This is a genomic window from Thermoanaerobacter uzonensis DSM 18761 (genome assembly GCF_900129115.1).
Taxonomy (GTDB): Bacteria; Bacillota; Thermoanaerobacteria; order Thermoanaerobacterales; family Thermoanaerobacteraceae; genus Thermoanaerobacter; species Thermoanaerobacter uzonensis.
The window spans coordinates 1-18,137 of sequence record NZ_FQUR01000016.1; the positions used below are offsets into that span (position 1 = coordinate 1).

Here is an 18,137-nt window from a genome sequence, read left to right on the forward strand (position 1 = left end):
CCGAAGGTCGAGCTTTAGTTTTGTCGCTTTGGAACATCGGAACGACGATGCAAAATATCTCCTTTGAAAATTTTTTAACTTTGTCAACAAACTGAAAGGCCATCTTACGGCCTTTTTTATATTATAGGAAGATATATGCCGTTTTCATTAGATTCTCCTTCTAAAACCTCTTTCAGTATATTTATCCCTTTTTCTATCTCCTCCAGCTCACAAGAGGCAAAACTTAACCTTATAAAATTGTTTTCTTTTTTTATTGCAAAAAACATATCCCCTGGAACTATAAGTAAATTTCTCTCTAAACATTTAGAATACAAATTTTTAGCAGAAATATTGTTTTTAAGCCCTAACCAGTAGTAAAGGCCTCCTTTAGGATATTCAAACTCTACATAATTTTTTAATGTTTGAAGCCCTTTACCCATCTTTTCAAATCTTTTTTTCATCACTTGTTTTATTTCCCCAATATGGCTTTCCCAAATATTTTCTCTAAGATATAAATCAAAGGCTCTTTGCATTAAACCTGAAGTAGATAAATCTGTCACATATTTTGCTTTTAAAAAACTACTTACTAACCTTTCAGGAGCAATTATAAACCCTAACCTCAAGCCAGGCATGTATATCTTTGAGAAACTTCTTATATAAATGACTCTGTCATATTTATCATAGGCTTTAAGTGGCAATATCTTTTCTTCTGTAAAACTTAAATCACTGGCAAAATCATCCTCTAATACATAAGTCTCGTATTTTTCCGCCAGCTCTATCAGTTTCTTTTTTTTATCCTCACTATAGACAATGCCGGTCGGATTGTGAAAATTAGGTATAGTATATATGAACTTAGGCTTAAACTTCTTTAACTTATCCTCTAATTCCTCTAAATTTATGCCATCTTTTTGCAAATCTACTTCTAAAATCTCTGCTCCTCTCGATTCAAAAGAGGCTAAAGCCCACGAATAGGTGGGTCTTTCAACAATTATGCTATCTTCAAAATTTATTAGCGCTTTCGATACTACATCTATACCTTGCTGTCCCCCAGAAATTACCTGTATATTTTCAACATAAGTAAATATTTCATCTTTCTTTACAAATTCTTTTATAGATTCTCTTAATGGTTTATATCCTCTTGTGTCTTGATACTCAAATGCATATCCTCCATCTCTTCTCAATACTCTATTGATTAAATCTCCAAAATCCTCCACTGGAAAAAGCTCTGGATTTAAAGATGAAGAAGCAAAATTTATAATTCCTTTCCTTAAGGGAATTTCTCCTTGGTCTGTTAATTTAAAGGTTTCATCAAGGTCCTCTTCTTTTTTTATATCTTCACAGACATAAGTACCACTTCCTACCTTAGTATGTACATATCCATTTTGTTCTAGAAGCTTATAAGCGTTTATCACTGTAATATTGTTTATTCCCAACTCCTTTGCAAGACTTCTTATAGTAGGGAGTTTATAACCGCCTGGCAGGCTGCCATTCTCTATAAATCTTTTTATTTGGCTGTACAACTGAATATACAAAGGTACATTTTTACTTTTATCAATTGTTATTTTATTCATATCCATCCCTCACAAAATTGTATCGCTACAATTATTATACCATTATCATGGCAAAAATTCTTTTTAATTTTAAAATGTATTATAATGGATATGGAAGAAAAAATAATATAAAGAACAAAATGAGGTGAGATTATGTTTTTACTTTTAAAAGGAGGAGAAGTTTACTCTCCTCAGACTTTAGGTAGAAAAGATATTTTAATTTGCAATGGAAAAATAATAAAGATTGCTAATGAAATAAAACCCATTAAAGAATTTGGAAATGTAGAAATTGTAGATTTGCAGGGTTTTATCGTAGTTCCAGGTTTCATTGACCAGCACGTCCACATCGTAGGAGGCGGTGGAGAAGGGGGACCAGTCACAAGGACACCTGAAATAACTCTATCTGATATCACAAAAGGTGGAATAACTACAGTTGTAGGCCTCTTGGGGGCAGATGGAATAACCAGAAGCATGGCTTCTCTTCTTGCAAAAGCGAGGGCTTTAGAGCAGGAAGGCATAACTACCTACATATATACCGGTGCTTATGAACTTCCCACCCGCACTTTAACAGGAAGTGTAAGGTCTGATTTAGTTTTAATAGACAAAGTAATAGGTACTGGAGAAATTGCCATTTCAGATCACAGGTCTGCACAACCAACTACTGAAGATTTAACAAAACTTGCTGCAGAAGCAAGAGTTGGAGCACTTTTGGGTGGTAAACCTGGAATAGTTCACTTACACGTTGGAGATGGAATAAGAGGATTGTCCCCGTTATTTGAAATAGTGGAAAATACTGAAATACCTATTACGCAATTTATTCCTACTCATATAAACAGAATAGGACATTTATTTGAACAAGGATTGAAATTTATAGAAATGGGTGGCGTAATTGACCTTACTTCTGATATAAAGCCGGACGCCCACACAAAAACTGCTTTAACCCCTAAAGAAGCAATTAAAAAAATTATAGAAAATAAATTGCCAATAGAAAAGGTAACTATGAGTTCTGATAGCAATGGCAGCATTCCTGTATTTGATGAAAATAAGCAATTGGTAAAGGTTATGGTTGGAAGTACACAAACTTTATACCGCGATTTAAGAGAAGTTATAGTGGAAGGGATACTGCCAATAGAACAAGCAATTAAAATAATAACAGAAAATGTGGCAAAAATATTGAATTTATATCCAAACAAGGGATGTATCAAGGAAAAATCAGACGGGGATATAGTAGTATTAGATAGCAATTTAAATATTCATTCTGTCATTGCAAAAGGAGTATTTATGATCAAAGATAAAAAAATAGTAAAAAGAAGCATGTTTGAAAAATAAAAGGAGGCGATCTCACGCCTCTCAGTTTGTTGACAAAGTAAAAAAATATTCAAAAGGAGATATTTTGTATCGTAGCTCCGATGTTCCAAAGCGACAAAACTAAGCTCGACCTTCGAATTCCGGCAGGGTACCGGGCACAATCGACATCCTGTCTCAGGTGCCCGCCTTCGCCATCCTTGGCTTCGGCCCTGCCTCCACCCTTGGTCTTGCTAAGTTTTGTTATCGCTTTGTCACAAGTCACTCCTTCTACAAAATATCTCCTTTGCGAAAGTTTGTCTACAGTCTGAGAGGCGATCTCTCTCCTCTTATTCTTTATATTCTTGCAATATCATTTCAGCTATTATTTCCATTGGAATTGACATATCCATGCTCATCTTTCTCATAATTTTATAAGCTTCCTCTTCACTCAATCCCTTAGCTTTCATAATATATCCTTTTGCTTTTTCAATCTTTTTTCTCGCTTCAAGTTCATGCTTTAATTTTTGAATTTCTTCTTTCATGCTCCTAAACTTTTTGTAATTTTCTATAACAAATTCAACTGTCGACAAAAGTACCCCTCTGTCTACTGGCTTTAATAAATAAGAAAATACAGAATATTTTCTTATTTCCTCAAGAAAATCTCTTTGAAGAGTAGAAGTCATCAAAATTACAGGTGCTATATCATCTTCATTTATAATGCGTCCAACTTCAAAACCATTTATATTGGCAAGATTCAAATCCGCTATAGCTAAATCAGGAGCGAGAGCACGACAAAGCCTTATAGCACTTCCGCCATCTCTCGCTTCATAAACCAAGTGCCCATTCGCTAATAACACATTCTTTATGAACTGCCGAGACAAATCGCTACTGTCTGCTAAAACAATTCGCCATTGGCTCATCGAGACACCTCTAATTTAACTTAGAATTTAGAAAGATATTGATCTAATTCCCACTGAGTAACGTATATTTTGTACTCATCCCATTCTGCTCTTTTAGCCTCCAAAAATTTTGTATACACATGATCGCCTAATGCTTCTTTTATAACTTCATCCTTTTCTAACTCGTTTAACGCTTCTTCTAAAGAGCCTGGTAGTCTTTCAATCCCTAAGTTTTCCAATTCTTCTTTATTCATATGGTATATATTTGCATTTACAGGTGGTGGCGGTGTTATATTATTCTTTATACCATCTAACCCTGCTGCCAATGCAACAGCCAAAGCAAGATAAGGATTGCTGGTTGGATCAGGACTTCTAAGCTCTATTCTTGTAGACTCTCCTCTTTTAGCAGGAATTCGTATTAAAGGGCTTCTGTTTCTTGCAGACCAAGCAATATTTACAGGAGCTTCATAGCCTGAAACTAGGCGTTTATAAGAATTAACAATAGGGTTAGTAATAGCTGTCATAGCTTTTGCATGTTTTATAATTCCTCCTATATAGTTATAACATATTTTACTTAGCCCTATAGGGTCAGAAGGGTCATAAAAAGCATTTTTACTATCTTTTGTAAGCGACATGTTCATATGCATTCCAGAGCCTGCGATACCAAAAACTGGTTTTGGCATAAAGGTGGCGTGTAGCCCATGTTTTTGAGCAATTATTCTTACGACCATTTTAAAAGTCATTACATTGTCAGCAGTAGTTAATGCATCGTCATATTTGAAATCTATCTCATGTTGTCCTGGTCCTACTTCATGATGAGAAGCTTCAATTTGAAACCCTAGTTGCTTAAGAGTGGATACCATTTCTTTTCTTGCGTTTTCCCCTAAGTCCACGGGTGCCATGTCAAAATAACTTGCATCGTCTTGAGTTATTGTTGTAAGATTACCCTTTTCATCCGTCAAAAAGAGATAAAACTCGCATTCAGGTCCTACATTAAATTGATAACCTAATTTCTTTGCCTCTTCTAAATTTCTTTTTAAAACATAGCGAGGGTCTCCTTCAAAGGGAGTTCCATCGTAATTGTAAATATCACATATGAGTCTTGCCTCTACACCAGAGTTTGTCCTCCATGGGAAGATCACAAACGTATCAGGATCCGGCCTTAAATACATGTCTGATTCTTCAATTCTCACAAATCCGTCAATTGAAGATCCGTCAAACATAATTTCATTATTGAGAGCCTTACTTAATTCTTCTACTGGAATAGAAACATTTTTCATTACTCCAAAGATGTCACTAAATTGAAGATGTACATATTCTACTCCATACTCATTTGCCAGTTTTAAGACATCCTCTTTGCTATATTTTTTTCCCATAATCTTCCTCCTTTAATTAATTAAGGGCGCACTCAAATAGGATACCACCACCCCATTTGAAGACGCCCTTGCCTTCCTTAGAAAATATTATTAAATTTTAACTAAGAAATATTATATCACTTTTTTCCCACATTGCAATATAGTTTTAATAATTTTTTATTATTTTTTCTCTACAAGTATGTCAATGCCATCAATCCAGCCAGAAACTACATTGAAAAGCCACGCTCCAAAAGCACTAACTATAGAAAAAATTATGCCATAAACTATTCCGCCAATGAGACCGCCAACTACACCTACACCAAAAACTCCAAAACTATTTGCAAAAAGTCCACCAAATAAACCACCAATGAGTCCCAGAATTAGGCCTATCACAATCCCGTAAATCAAAGTAAATTTAAAAACCGACAAAACAGATATTTTTTTGAGTTTATAATTCCACATCTTAACACCTCCTTCCTTTTTGAAATTTTAAAGGTTTACGTTATAATTATATTATATCCAAAAATAATTATGCCTGTCTGTAGTTTCAGGGGGGGTTTTATGAAAAGTTTTACAACAGTTATTCCATTTATAAAAAAGCACAAATGGGATTACATAATAGGTATAATTTTTTTATTAGCAGTAGACTTGCTTCAAATGATAGTTCCCCATTTATTAGGTTCAGTAACTGATTTATTTAAAAATAAAGACTTAACTCCAAAGGTATTGTTAACGTATTCTTTATGGATAATAGGTATAGCTATTTTGGTATTTGCTTTTAGATTTATTTGGCGTATGAAAATAATGGGGATGTCAAGGTTTTTGGAAAAAGAACTAAGGGAACAACTTTTTGCTAAGTTTCTTGAACTTTCGCCACAATATTACAATGAACACAAAACAGGTGATTTAATGGCTCATGCCACCAATGACGTAAACGCCGTCAGAATGGCAGTAGGACCTGGAATTATAATGTCTGTAGATGCATTATTTTTAGGTATTTCTATAATACTTATAATGGTACTTACAATTGATCCGAAACTTACTATTTTAGCTTTACTTCCTTTGCCCGTTATTGCACTGGTAGTCAGCCGTTTTGGCAAAGTCATTCACTCAAGATTTTTAAAAGTTCAAGAAGCATTTGCCTCTTTAACAGATAAAGTTCAAGAAAGCATATCTGGTATAAGAGTGATTAAAGCTTTTGTTCAAGAAAAAGAGGAAATAGAAAATTTTAGAGGAGAAAATCTAAAAAACTTTAAAGCAAATATGGATATGATTAAAATCTGGGGATTATTTGACCCTACTGTTCAATTTTTAGCAGCATTAAGTTTTACAATAGCTTTGCTTTATGGCGGAATACAAGTTATAAAAGGAATAATCACTTTAGGCAATTTTGTAGCATTTACCAGCTACTTGGGAATGCTTATCTGGCCTATGATGGCATTTGGCTGGGTAATAAATATTTTTCAGAGAGGTTCTGCCTCTATGGAAAGGCTAAATATAATTTTCAGTGAAGTACCCGAAATAACAGATAACTATGCCGATCCAAATATTACAGTAATTGACGGAAATATAGAAATAAAAAATCTCACATTTTCTTATAAAAAAGGCCTACCTCCTGTGTTAAAAAATATAAATATAAGTCTTCCAAAGGGAAAAATTTTAGCAATAATAGGTAAAACCGGCAGTGGTAAAAGTACTCTTGTAAATTTACTTGCAAGACTTTATAAAGTACCACAAGATACCATATTTATTGATGGGTATGATATCAATGAAATACCATTAAAAGTTCTAAGACAAAACATTGGTTTTGTACCTCAGGACAATTTTGTATTTTCAGATACTATAGCCAATAATATAGCCTTTGTCAATGGAGAGCCTTTAGAAAAAATACAAGAATTTGCTACAATAGCAAATGTCCATAAAGATATAATGGACTTTCCAAAACAATATCAAACAATTGTAGGTGAAAGAGGAGTAACTCTCTCAGGAGGTCAAAAGCAGAGGATAGCTATCGCAAGGGCTTTAATAAAAGAACCAAAAATCCTCATTTTGGACGATAGTCTCTCTGCTGTAGATACAAACACAGAAGAAACCATACTAAACAATTTACGCGAATATATGAAAGATAGAACAACTATAATCGTCTCTCATAGAATCTCTACCATAAAAAACGCTGATGAAATTATAGTATTAGATAATGGCGAAATAGTTGAAAGGGGAACCCATGAAGAACTTATTAAGCTAAAAGGTCTTTATAACAGCATATATGAAAAACAACAATTAGAAGATGCAATATTAAAAGAGGTTTAAGGCGGTGATAAAATGGAATACCAACAAGAAGAAGTAATGACCAAACCTTTTGACATTAAAATAATGAAGAGGCTTTTAGCATATGCCAAACCTTATAGATTTTACATATTTACAGCAGCAGTAGCTATACTTCTGATAACAGCAGCAAACCTCTTAAGACCATATCTTGTCAAAATTGCTATTGACAGCTACATAAACAACAGTAAAATACCAAAAAGCGAAGCGATAGATGGTGTGTTACATATAGGAATTATATACCTTATAATAATAACTACAGCTTTTATCATAAATTATGGTCAAGTTTATCTAATTCAATACACAGGGCAAAAAATAATATTTAATTTAAGACAACAAATATTTGAACACATACAAAGTTTGTCATTGTCATTTTTTGATAAAAATCCTGTCGGAAGATTAGTGACGCGTGTCACAAATGATACTGACACTTTAAATGAAATGTATACTAGCGTTATAGTTAATCTTTTCAATGACATTTTTATAATCTTAGGCATAATAATTGTCATGCTAAGTCTTAATGTAAAACTGACTTTAGTAAGCCTTTCTACTGTCCCTCTAATTATTGGAGGAATGTATATATATAGAAAATTAGCTTCACAAGCTTATAGGCTTGTAAGAGTTCGCCTCGCCAGAATAAATGCTTTTCTTTCAGAACACATAAGTGGGATGAAAATTGTACAACTTTTTGTAACAGAGCATAAAAAAAGCAAAGAATTTGAAAAAATAAATAAAGATTATTATGATGCTAACATGAGGCAACTTACAATTTTTGCAATATTTCGTCCTTCGATGGACGTAATATATTCTTTAACTTTGGCTCTTTTAATCTGGTATGGTGGTAAAGACATAATATCTCACAAAATTGAATTTGGCGTACTTTACGCTTTTGTAAATTATTTACAACAACTGTTTCAACCAATTTTTGATATATCAGAAAAATATGACATACTTCAATCGGCAATGGCTTCAGCAGAAAGAATTTTCATACTTTTAGATACAAAAGAACAAATAAAGGACCCTGAAAAACCTATTCCTTTAGAAGACATCCAAGGAAAAATAGAATTTAAAAATGTTTGGTTTTCTTACAGCGGAAAAGAGTGGGTATTAAAAGATATAAGTTTTGTGGTCAATCCTGGCGAGACAGTAGCTTTTGTAGGGGCAACCGGTGCAGGAAAAAGCTCGATAATAAGCCTTTTGAGTCGATTTTATGACATACAAAAAGGAGAAATTTTAATTGACGGAATTGACATAAGAAAAGTAAGGCAACAAGATTTAAGAAAACATATAGGTGTTGTATTACAAGATGTCTTTCTTTTTACGGGAGATATTAAATCAAACATAAGACTAAACAACAAAAACATAACAGACAACGATATTTATATGGTGGCAAAATATGTAAATGCTCATCACTTTATAAAAAAACTTCCAGAAGGCTATGATTCAAAAGTAACCGAAAGAGGCTCCACTTTGTCAGCCGGTCAGAGACAGCTTTTAGCCTTTGCAAGAGCTTTAGCTTTTAATCCAAAAATATTAGTATTAGATGAAGCAACGGCGAATATTGATACAGAAACAGAAAAACTTATACAAGATGCATTAAAAAAACTAACAAAAGGCCGTACTACCCTTGTAATAGCCCATAGACTATCTACAATACAGCACGCAGATAAAATAATTGTAATTCACAAGGGACGCATAAGAGAAATGGGTACTCACAACGAGCTTTTGCAAAAGAAAGGTCTGTATTATAACTTATATATGTTGCAGTACAAAGATCAATTAATAGAAAAAGAAGCATAAGTAGCATACTAAGATTTAAGATGGACATACTATTTTTGAGGTGATAGTATGAGAAAATACTCTAAAATAGTATGTGCCATTTTTATTTTCTTGCTTTTATTCAACTTATCAGGCTGTAAAAATAAACAACAAAATAAACATCAAAAAAAGCCTCAAACAAGTCAAAAAACAGAAGTACCAAAAGAACTATCTAAAATAGAAAAAGATATAGAAAAAATAATAAAAGAAGCTCAGAAAATAAAGGAAAAACCGCAAAGTGATCAGGAAAAACAAAGTGATAAAGAAAAAAAAGATAAAAAGGAAGAGGATAAAAAATCACCAAAGAAAACTCCTGAAGATAAATCTTGGGAAGAAATTAACAAAGCAATAAAAAATATTCATACAGATTGGAACTCATTAACTCCTTTAGTTACTAAAGAAGGTGCAAAATTAAATCTAATAAATAGTATGGGTGCCGCTATAAATGACCTTACTATTATAGCAAATAAAAAATCAAAAATTGATGTTTTGATATATGCAAATAATGTGTATAAATATATTCCTGATTTAGAAGACCTTTTTCAATCAGAGGCACCTACTGACATAAAAAGATTAAAATTTTACGCTCAAGATATTGCTTTTAAAAGTGAAGTGCAAAAGTGGGAAGAAATTTCAAAAGATTTGATAGATATAAATTCTGTGTGGCAAACTTTGAAGCCAAAACTTCCTAAAGAAGCAAAAAATTCAGCTGACAAATTTGAGGCAGGAGTTGCTGAATTACAAAAAGCAATAAAATCTCAAAATAAAGTTTTAACTAAAATAAAATCAGACGTACTTTTACAAGATATAAAATCTCTTGAACAAACTGCAAAGCCTAAAAAGTAAAAATTTACTTTTTAGGCTTTTTGTTCATCTGTAATCCTTATTTTATTGACTTCATATAATAATAATGATATATTTTAAATTAAATAAACCTGCTTTAATGCAGTGTATAATTGAAATATCGTCATAATTTTAGAACTTTAGAGGAGGATAATAATGGGAGTTAATGTGGCAATTGTAGGAGCTACCGGAATGGTAGGTAGGACTTTTCTTAAAGTAATGGAAGATAGAAATTTCCCAGTTGACAAACTTTATTTATTTGCTTCTTCAAAATCTGCAGGTCAAAAAATCACATTTAGAGGTAATGAATACATTGTAGAAGAACTTACTGACGAAAGTTTTAAAAGAGACATTCAAATCGCTCTTTTTTCTGCCGGTGCAACTATAAGCAAGCAATTCGCTCCAATAGCTGCTTCTCATGGCGTAGTCGTAATTGACAATTCCAGCGCTTGGAGAATGGATGAAAATGTACCCTTGGTTGTCCCTGAAGTAAATCCTCAAGACATTTCATGGCACAAAGGAATAATAGCAAATCCCAATTGCTCTACCATTCAAATGGTAGTTCCTTTAAAGCCTCTTCACGACAAATATAAAATAAAAAGAATAGTGGTATCCACCTACCAAGCAGTGTCTGGAGCAGGTAAAAAAGGTGTAGATGACCTTGAAAGAAGTTTAAAAGGAGAACCATGCCAAGTATTCCCTCATCCTATTGCAAACAACTGTATTCCTCACATTGATTCTTTCGCACCAAACGGATACACAAAGGAAGAATTAAAGATGATAAACGAAACCAAGAAGATCATGGGAGATAGTTCAATAAAGGTATCTCCAACAACAGTAAGAGTCCCTGTTGCAAACTCTCACAGCGAATCTGTCAATATAGAATTTGCAAGGCCTTATGAAATGGAAGAACTAATAGAAGTCTTAAAACATGCCCCGGGAGTTGTTGTGCAAGACGATCCTCAAAATAATATTTATCCTCTCGCAACTTATGCTTCAGGAAAAGATGAAGTTTTTGTAGGTAGAATAAGAAGAGATGAGACAGTTTACAGCGGTCTTAACATGTGGATTGTAGCCGACAACATAAGAAAAGGAGCGGCAACAAACGCCGTTCAAATAGCAGAACTTTTAATTAATAATATGTGAAAGGAGAATAATTATGCCTGTTTTTAAAGGATCAGGTGTCGCTATTGTTACTCCATTTAACGAAGAGGGCGTAAATTTTGAAAAACTTGCTGAGCTTATTGAATGGCACATCAAAGAAGGAACTGATGCTATCATCATATGTGGTACCACTGGTGAAGCCTCTACAATGACACAAGAAGAGCAACAAGCGGCAATTAAATTTGCAGTAGAGAAAGTCGCCGAAAGAATTCCAGTAATTGCAGGGACCGGTTCTAACAACACTGCCCATGCTGTTGAAATGAGTGAATATGCTCAATCTGCAGGTGCTGATGCTCTTTTAGTTATAACACCCTATTACAACAAAACAACACAAAAGGGATTAGTGGCTCACTTTACTGAAATAGCAAGACACGTAGATATACCCATTATCATCTATAATGTCCCAAGCCGGACATCTCTCAACATGCTGCCAGAAACTTATCTTGAATTGAGTAAACATGTAGACAACGTAGTTGGAGTAAAAGAAGCCAGTGGTGATATCGTACAGGTAGCTGAAATTGCCCGCATTATGGGTAAATCTTTTGAAATATACTCAGGAAATGACGACCAAGTAATACCAATAATGTCTTTAGGTGGCTTAGGCGTAATATCCGTTACGGCAAATATAATCCCGGCAAAAATACATGAAATGACAACCGCTTATTTAAATGGAGATATTGAAAAGGCAAGAGACATGCAGTTAGAACTTAATCCTCTAAATAAAGCCCTTTTTATAGAAACAAACCCTATTCCAGTAAAGACTGCTATGAATTTAATGGGATTTAATGTAGGACCTTTGCGTCTCCCACTGGTTGAAATGAGCGATAAAAACTTAGAATATCTGAAATCTGTTCTCTCAAAGTATGGTTTATTGAAGGAGGCAAATTAATGATTAGAATAATAATTCATGGCTGTAACGGAAAAATGGGAAAAGTCGTAGCAAAGTTAGCAGCAGAAAGTTATGATTTTAAAATAGTAGCAGGAGTAGATAAAAATATCTCTCCTCTCGACTTTCCTGTTTACAGCGACTTAAAAGATGTAAAAGAAGAAGCGGATGTAGTAATTGACTTTTCATACCATGAAGCTGTACCTAATTTAGTGAAAGCCGCTCTAAAAAAGAAGCTTCCAGTAGTCATTGCCACGACAGGACTCAGTGAAGAAGAATTAAAGGTCATAGGAGAAGCATCAAAAGAAATACCGATTTTTAAATCTGCTAATATGTCCCTTGGAGTGAATATTCTTATAAACCTTGTAAAAGAAGCTGCAAAAATCTTACAGCAGGATTTTGACATAGAAATAATAGAAAAGCATCACAATATGAAAAAAGACGCTCCAAGTGGCACTGCGTTAATGATTGCAGATAGCATAAACCAAGTGCTAAATGACAAAAAGGAATACGTGTATGGACGCCATACTAAAACTGAACAGAGAAAGCCAAACGAGTTAGGAATACACGCAGTAAGGGGCGGCACAATTGTGGGTGAACATCAAGTAATTTTTGCTGGTCACGATGAAGTAATCACCATAAGTCACTCTGCCCAATCCCGTGAAATTTTTGGCTATGGTGCCCTACAAGCTGCAAAATTCATAATAAATCAAAAACCTGGCTTATATACGATGGAAGACCTTGTGAAGAAAGGATGATAGTATTTGAGTACAAATGATAATTTGACAAATCCTTATGAAATTGCAAGATACATTAAAGAGGCAAAAAAGTCAACACCCGTTAGAGCTTACATACAAGGGAATATAGAAATTGAAGAAACCGAAGAATTAGGAGTATATGGCTGTGACAACTTTAAAATCGTCTTTGGAGAACTAGATGTCGTTGAAAAATTGATTGAAGCAAATAAAGACAAAATAAAACATTATCGCTTAGAGTACGACCGCAGAAATTCTGCAATTCCTTTGCTGGATATTAAGCATCTTGACGCGAGAATAGAACCAGGTGCAATAATTAGAGATAAAGTCAAAATAGGCAAAAACGCTGTGATAATGATGGGGGCAGTAATAAACATAGGTGCAGAAATTGGTGAAAATTCTATGATAGACATGAATGCGGTGATAGGAGCAAGGGGAATTATAGGTAAAAACGTCCATGTAGGAGCAGGAGCTGTCATAGCAGGAGTGTTAGAACCACCAAGTAGTGTACCAGTTGTAATTGAAGATAATGTACTTATTGGTGCAAATGCAGTAATATTAGAAGGAGTAAGAGTAGGTCATGGGGCTGTTATAGCAGCAGGATCAGTTGTAATAGAAGATGTACCTCCTAACACTGTAGTCGCAGGAGTTCCGGCAAAAATTGTAAAAGTAGCTGATGACAAAACTCGTGAAAAAACAAAACTCATGGAGGACTTGAGAGGTTAAATAAAGCACCCGATTTTTCGGGTGCTTTAGTATTCTATACCGTATCTTGCTGGTATCCCCTTTTCAAAGGGATGTTTAATTGCTTTCATTTCTGTAACCAAATCCGCCCTTTCCATAATTTCTTGAGGAGCACTTCTACCTGTCAAAACGAGTTCCATCTCTTTAGGTTTCATATCTATTAATTTTAACACATCTTCTACAGTATACACTTTACTATGTATTGCAGCCATTATCTCATCTAAAATTAAAATATCGCACTTTTTGTTTTGGAGGACATCTACAACAAATTCATAGGCTTTCTTCATATCCTCAGCAAGAATCTTCTTTTCCTCTTCATTTAAATTCCAAAAAAACTTTTCTGTTGATTGAAACCTAAAAACTTTAAAATTTTCAATATTCTTAAGTGTATGAAGTTCTCCTGTATCTGTTCCTTTCAGAAATTGTACCATGTATACTTTAAATCCTCTTCCCACTGCCCTTATGCCAAGACCAATAGAAGCCGTAGTCTTTCCTTTGCCATCTCCAGTATAAACTTGTATAAGCCCTCTCTCCAAAACTTATTCCCCCTTTGTCCTCTGTTACTTCCATTCTAACTCTTTTGTAATTCTTTTTCAACCACTTCCATCCTTGTAATAGAAACCTCATAAGCTACCTTCGTAACTACTCCATTTCCTAATTTTTTTTGGTATTCCCTACTCTGTACTCTTCCCCACAAACGTATACGATCTCCTATTTCCAACTTCTCAGAAAACCTCGCATTTCTCCCCCACGCTATGACAGGTATGTAATCAGATTTGTTATAAGGCCTATTTACAGCAATTAATAAATCAGTTATTTCTCTGCCAAAAGGAGTAGTTCTATAAACAGGTTTTTTACAAATAAAGCCGTCCAAAAAAATTTCATTCGGATTTTTCACTACTTCATCTTCCGACAATACCATCATGTCTCGAGCAAATATGGTCAAAATCAACTTATTTTTCCCCTCTTCTGGAGATTTTCTATTGTATGACCTCAATTGTCCTTCAATCTTTACCCTTGTGCCTACCTGTAAATTCATACCTTCAAATAAACGGTTAGAAATAGTAACAGGAAGATAATCTTTCGTTTCACTCAATCTTGGAACTTCCAAAATAAAATTAAAAAATTCTTCTCCATATAGTTCATGACTGTACTCTAAATCAGTAAAAATTTTCCCTACCACTACAACTACGTTGTTCTCCAAAAAGTTGCCTGCCATGTGTTCACTCTCCCCTTCCCCTTATGTGTCCTTCTAAAAATATATATTAAAATTAGCAAGCAATTATGACAGGTGGCAAAAGTAATCGTTAAAAATTATCTTTAAAATTTATCACTGTTCACTACTCTCAAAGGTTTTAACCACATTTTGTATATCTTTTATTTCATACCCCAAAATTAATAATACAGTTATTACAAATAATGAGTTATATATATTATACTGTCCAGGAACTTTTATTTCAACAGGTATTTCCAATGGCTCTATTAATTTGCCTTTTAAATTAAAAAAAGACCTTTGTACGCAATAATTAAATTCATAACCTTCTTCTTCATAAGATATTGAAGAAGCAGTAATGGAGGACTTTGGATTTAAACCACATGTTATAAGGGTAGAATTTATTCCCTGTGCAAAGAGTTTATTTGATAGCTCATCATCTGCATTTGTTATCATAATACCGCTCGGAAAATTATAAATATAATTTTTTAACTTGCGAAAATCCTCATCACATAGAATATCAGAGATAATTAAAATATCCGCTCTCTCTTTATAATTCTTTAACTCTTCTATCACTATTTCTTTAGAATGTACACAGTAGGATAAAAATTTTATAATTGAACTTTTTTCTGAACTTCCTCCTACAAATATATATACCATATAATCAGCTCCTATTTTTAATGCTATTCTTATTCTTTTACAAAAGTAAAATTTTATAATGTAAAATATATGCAATATAGGAAGGCTTATGCCTTCCTATATTGCAAACCAGTGGTGTCCTATCACATTTGTAATTGTCCTTGTCCATATCCACCAAGAAGTTGAAGTAGCTGGATTGAAGAAGTATAGGGCTCCTCCTGTTGGGTCCCATCCGGCTAAAGCTGCATCTGCTGCTTTAAAAGCTGTAAGGTCAGGTTCATGATTGAAAAATTCTCCGTTTGCCACAGACTCAAAAGCATCTGGCTGATATATAACTCCTGCTACAGTATTTGGGAAAATACCGCTTTTTACTCTATTCAAAATCACCGCACCTACAGCGACCTGACCCTCAAAGCTTTCTCCACGCGCTTCAGCATAAATCATTTTTGCGATTAAATATCTGTCAACAAGATAATTGTAATAAGCACTATTTTCATCTACTGGCACCACTAATTCTTCACCAGGATATATCAAATCGCTCCAATTCCCATTTGCCTGTTTTATGTTATTTACATCACTACCATACCATTTCGCTATTAAATACAATGATTCACCTTTTGAAACAACGTGGATTTTGTCGTAAGCGTATGCCGAAGTAATTCCTCCGACTAGCATTATAAATATCATTAAATATGCTACAGAAATTTTCAAAATTTTATTCTTCATCATGAGTTTCCTCCTTTCTATTGTTGCGCAATAGCAGGAGTTAATTCGATTACAATTATAAACTCTTCTCTTAATATTGTCATCCTTCGTATTTCCCGATAATCCACCATTAATTAAAAATATCTCCGTGATGATATATTATAGTGATATATTCTTAGATATACTAATCTATGGAAAATTCCCATTTTTTCTAAAATTATCCTCCAAAATGCTTTCTAAAAAGTTATTAATACAATCGATTATTCCCTTTTCAAGTAACATCCCCTTAATTCCCCTTTCTTTTAATTCATGATATTTCATAGCGATAAATTCATAAAAATCATATCTATCTATTTTCTTTTCTTTTTCAGGAGAAATGATTAAAAATTTATCAAAAACTACTCTATCATTTAGCCCTAGTTTTAAATAATTCTGAGGTAACAAAGTAAGATCAATTTTTAAAAAATTCCTATTTGTCCCATAGTTCATTAAAAAAGCTTTAGAGCAAATTAATTGAAGGAGGGATTTCAATTCCCCAATATTTCCCTCATATTGCAAAGACAAAAGCAAAGAAATTACTTCCGGATGTACAACAATATTTAAGTTTAGGCGTTTGGCTTCTTCTTTAAAAAGATAAATAATCATTTCAATTTTTTCTTCAAGAGGTCTCTCCTCAAAGGAAGGAAGTTGAATGACAACGGGTATTCTCCTCATAAAAGTCTTTAAAAGAAAGGAACCTGGTTTCTCTGTAGTAGCTGCTATAATCATTAAGTTAGCCCTTCTTTCAACAGTATCTCCTAATCTTTTATACACTCCTTTGTCAATAAGGTAAAAGAGCATCTCCTGGCCCTCTGGAGGTAGGCGGTGAACCTCGTCAAGGAATAATATCCCTTTATCGGCTTTTTCGACTAAACCTATCTTATCTACATCAGCTCCAGTATAAGCCCCTTTAACATGTCCAAACAAATGAGACATAAGAAGTTGAGGATTGTTATAGTAATCCGCGCAGTTTAACACTTCCAGAGGTCCTACCCTACCATTTTGAAGACTGAATTTGTACATCATCTCCGCGAAAAAAGATTTACCAGAGCCAGGCGGTCCTATGATAAGAGTGTGGAGCCCATAAGGAGGATATAATACAGCTGCTTTGGCCTGTTCTATTTGTCCTTTGAGGCTGCCATCATGTCCTATTATATTTTCAAAAGCACATTCTTTTCCTTTTCTTAAGTGTAAAAAATCAATTAAGTCTTTTAGAAGCATTTCTTCTTTAACCTTATTCCCTAAAAAATAAGCTAATCTATCTTTTTCAATATAATACACGGGTTTTGAAATAATTTTAACTATTTTCCCTTCTCTTACAAGATGATTTAAAATAAAAGACACATTGGGTCGAGCCATTTTTAAGAGTTGTGCTACTTCTTCTGTAGTGATTCCACCTTTTCTACTTATCAAAAAATTTTGAATATCAAATTCTTTACTTTTTTCTACAATAATATTATAAATTTTTTCCTTATTAGTCATATAAAACACCACTTCCTTAATTTATAAACCTCCTACCAAAAGGCAGGAGGTCATATATAAATGTTGGTAGCCCGGCTATCATAGCAAAACTATTGCATTAGACCCGTAGCTTTGCGTCCCCGCCTTTCGACGAGTTTGCCTTTTTCAACAAAAATTTATTTAATTTCCCTATATTACTATTTCGACATAAATATGAATTTTCCTTCTATTTTTAAAAAAGATTTTTTCTACATAATTCGTTAAATTTATACTAATTTCTAAATGTATGTGTTTATCCATTCTTTTGTGTATAAAAATGTGTATAAAAAATTATACATTTTAAAAACTTTTATACATTTTGTCCATATACAGTGAACTGGCATAAAAATTGCTTGAGTTTTATTATAGAAAATAAATCTTACAGAAAGGAGATGATAAATAGAAGAAAGAAACAGTTTCACTTAGCGACTAGAAG

Annotated in this window: 17 protein-coding genes and 1 riboswitch; of the genes, 8 read left to right on the plus strand and 9 right to left on the minus strand. The window is 33.6% G+C overall.

From position 1 onward, the window contains the following. Nucleotides 1-116 precede the first annotated feature (116 nt). On the minus strand, nt 117-1,550 hold the full coding sequence (gene pdxR, locus BUB32_RS09705) for a MocR-like pyridoxine biosynthesis transcription factor PdxR (protein ID WP_072969208.1): 1,434 nt from the start codon (nt 1,548-1,550) through the stop codon (nt 117-119). A 132-nt stretch (nt 1,551-1,682) separates the two neighbouring features. On the opposite strand from pdxR, the gene iadA reads away from it, so the two are divergent. Further along, a complete protein-coding gene (gene iadA / locus BUB32_RS09710) occupies nt 1,683-2,858 on the plus strand; it encodes a beta-aspartyl-peptidase (RefSeq protein ID WP_072969209.1) in 1,176 nt (391 codons plus the stop codon). 305 nt (nt 2,859-3,163) lie between these two features. Here the strand turns inward: iadA and BUB32_RS09715 are convergent, their stop codons facing one another. From BUB32_RS09715 to BUB32_RS09725, 3 genes are all read right to left on the minus strand, one after another. Further along, nucleotides 3,164-3,736, minus strand: a complete 573-nt coding sequence (locus BUB32_RS09715; RefSeq protein WP_042832703.1) for an ANTAR domain-containing response regulator — start codon at nt 3,734-3,736, stop codon at nt 3,164-3,166. A 20-nt stretch (nt 3,737-3,756) separates the two neighbouring features. Next, nucleotides 3,757-5,091 carry a type I glutamate--ammonia ligase gene (gene glnA / locus BUB32_RS09720; protein ID WP_072969210.1) on the minus strand — a complete coding sequence of 445 codons (1,335 nt, stop codon included), beginning with the start codon at nt 5,089-5,091 and terminating at the stop codon, nt 3,757-3,759. Between the two features lie 159 nt (nt 5,092-5,250). After that, nucleotides 5,251-5,532, minus strand: coding sequence for a hypothetical protein (locus BUB32_RS09725; protein WP_042832701.1), 282 nt, complete (start codon nt 5,530-5,532; stop codon nt 5,251-5,253). Nucleotides 5,533-5,631: 99 nt separating this feature from the next. Between BUB32_RS09725 and BUB32_RS09730 the strand changes: the two genes are divergently transcribed. The 7 genes from BUB32_RS09730 (at nt 5,632) to dapD (ending at nt 13,587) form a co-directional block, all read left to right on the plus strand. Next, a complete protein-coding gene (locus BUB32_RS09730; protein WP_072969211.1) occupies nt 5,632-7,380 on the plus strand; it encodes an ABC transporter ATP-binding protein in 1,749 nt (582 codons plus the stop codon). 12 nt (nt 7,381-7,392) lie between these two features. Further along, nucleotides 7,393-9,195 (plus strand): ABC transporter ATP-binding protein, encoded by a 1,803-nt coding sequence (locus BUB32_RS09735; RefSeq protein ID WP_072969212.1) that lies wholly within the window; start codon nt 7,393-7,395, stop codon nt 9,193-9,195. 48 nt (nt 9,196-9,243) lie between these two features. Further along, nucleotides 9,244-10,059, plus strand: coding sequence for a hypothetical protein (locus BUB32_RS09740; RefSeq protein WP_072969213.1), 816 nt, complete (start codon nt 9,244-9,246; stop codon nt 10,057-10,059). A 153-nt stretch (nt 10,060-10,212) separates the two neighbouring features. After that, on the plus strand, nt 10,213-11,202 hold the full coding sequence (locus BUB32_RS09745; RefSeq protein ID WP_072969214.1) for an aspartate-semialdehyde dehydrogenase: 990 nt from the start codon (nt 10,213-10,215) through the stop codon (nt 11,200-11,202). 13 nt (nt 11,203-11,215) lie between these two features. Next, a complete protein-coding gene (gene dapA, locus BUB32_RS09750; RefSeq protein ID WP_072969215.1) occupies nt 11,216-12,109 on the plus strand; it encodes a 4-hydroxy-tetrahydrodipicolinate synthase in 894 nt (297 codons plus the stop codon). Further along, nucleotides 12,109-12,864: a 4-hydroxy-tetrahydrodipicolinate reductase gene (dapB, locus tag BUB32_RS09755; RefSeq protein WP_072969216.1), complete on the plus strand. Its 756-nt coding sequence runs from the start codon at nt 12,109-12,111 to the stop codon at nt 12,862-12,864. Before dapA ends, dapB begins: the two co-directional genes overlap by 1 nt. 6 nt (nt 12,865-12,870) lie before the next feature. After that, a complete protein-coding gene (dapD, locus tag BUB32_RS09760) occupies nt 12,871-13,587 on the plus strand; it encodes a 2,3,4,5-tetrahydropyridine-2,6-dicarboxylate N-acetyltransferase (RefSeq protein ID WP_072969217.1) in 717 nt (238 codons plus the stop codon). Between the two features lie 26 nt (nt 13,588-13,613). On the opposite strand, the gene BUB32_RS09765 is transcribed toward dapD, so the two are convergent. From BUB32_RS09765 to BUB32_RS09785, 5 genes are all read right to left on the minus strand, one after another. Beyond that, nucleotides 13,614-14,141 carry a cob(I)yrinic acid a,c-diamide adenosyltransferase gene (locus tag BUB32_RS09765; protein ID WP_072969218.1) on the minus strand — a complete coding sequence of 176 codons (528 nt, stop codon included), beginning with the start codon at nt 14,139-14,141 and terminating at the stop codon, nt 13,614-13,616. A 35-nt stretch (nt 14,142-14,176) separates the two neighbouring features. Further along, nucleotides 14,177-14,824 (minus strand): single-stranded DNA-binding protein, encoded by a 648-nt coding sequence (locus tag BUB32_RS09770; RefSeq protein WP_042832691.1) that lies wholly within the window; start codon nt 14,822-14,824, stop codon nt 14,177-14,179. Nucleotides 14,825-14,935: 111 nt separating this feature from the next. Further along, nucleotides 14,936-15,478, minus strand: coding sequence for a Mur ligase family protein (locus tag BUB32_RS09775; protein ID WP_072969219.1), 543 nt, complete (start codon nt 15,476-15,478; stop codon nt 14,936-14,938). A gap of 96 nt (nt 15,479-15,574) precedes the next feature. Beyond that, complete coding sequence (locus BUB32_RS09780) at nt 15,575-16,183, minus strand: cell wall hydrolase (protein WP_072969277.1); 609 nt, start codon at nt 16,181-16,183, stop codon at nt 15,575-15,577. 168 nt (nt 16,184-16,351) lie between these two features. After that, the gene (locus BUB32_RS09785; protein ID WP_200773876.1) at nt 16,352-17,683 is read right to left on the minus strand and encodes a sigma-54-dependent transcriptional regulator; all 1,332 of its coding nucleotides are present in this window, start codon (nt 17,681-17,683) and stop codon (nt 16,352-16,354) included. 62 nt (nt 17,684-17,745) lie between these two features. Continuing rightward, nucleotides 17,746-17,833, minus strand: a riboswitch (cyclic di-GMP riboswitch). Between the last annotated feature and the right edge of the window lie 304 nt (nt 17,834-18,137).

Excerpts from the sequence above, each read along its gene's own strand:
- pdxR (WP_072969208.1), bottom strand. The coding sequence starts at position 1,550 with ATGAATAAAATAACAATTGATAAAAGTAAAAATGTACCTTTGTATATT.
- iadA (WP_072969209.1), top strand. The coding sequence starts at position 1,683 with ATGTTTTTACTTTTAAAAGGAGGAGAAGTTTACTCTCCTCAGACTTTA.
- BUB32_RS09715 (WP_042832703.1), bottom strand. The coding sequence starts at position 3,736 with ATGAGCCAATGGCGAATTGTTTTAGCAGACAGTAGCGATTTGTCTCGG.
- glnA (WP_072969210.1), bottom strand. The coding sequence starts at position 5,091 with ATGGGAAAAAAATATAGCAAAGAGGATGTCTTAAAACTGGCAAATGAG.
- BUB32_RS09725 (WP_042832701.1), bottom strand. The coding sequence starts at position 5,532 with ATGTGGAATTATAAACTCAAAAAAATATCTGTTTTGTCGGTTTTTAAA.
- BUB32_RS09730 (WP_072969211.1), top strand. The coding sequence starts at position 5,632 with ATGAAAAGTTTTACAACAGTTATTCCATTTATAAAAAAGCACAAATGG.
- BUB32_RS09735 (WP_072969212.1), top strand. The coding sequence starts at position 7,393 with ATGGAATACCAACAAGAAGAAGTAATGACCAAACCTTTTGACATTAAA.
- BUB32_RS09740 (WP_072969213.1), top strand. The coding sequence starts at position 9,244 with ATGAGAAAATACTCTAAAATAGTATGTGCCATTTTTATTTTCTTGCTT.
- BUB32_RS09745 (WP_072969214.1), top strand. The coding sequence starts at position 10,213 with ATGGGAGTTAATGTGGCAATTGTAGGAGCTACCGGAATGGTAGGTAGG.
- dapA (WP_072969215.1), top strand. The coding sequence starts at position 11,216 with ATGCCTGTTTTTAAAGGATCAGGTGTCGCTATTGTTACTCCATTTAAC.
- dapB (WP_072969216.1), top strand. The coding sequence starts at position 12,109 with ATGATTAGAATAATAATTCATGGCTGTAACGGAAAAATGGGAAAAGTC.
- BUB32_RS09770 (WP_042832691.1), bottom strand. The coding sequence starts at position 14,824 with ATGGCAGGCAACTTTTTGGAGAACAACGTAGTTGTAGTGGTAGGGAAA.
- BUB32_RS09775 (WP_072969219.1), bottom strand. The coding sequence starts at position 15,478 with ATGGTATATATATTTGTAGGAGGAAGTTCAGAAAAAAGTTCAATTATA.
- BUB32_RS09780 (WP_072969277.1), bottom strand. The coding sequence starts at position 16,183 with ATGAAGAATAAAATTTTGAAAATTTCTGTAGCATATTTAATGATATTT.
- BUB32_RS09785 (WP_200773876.1), bottom strand. The coding sequence starts at position 17,683 with ATGACTAATAAGGAAAAAATTTATAATATTATTGTAGAAAAAAGTAAA.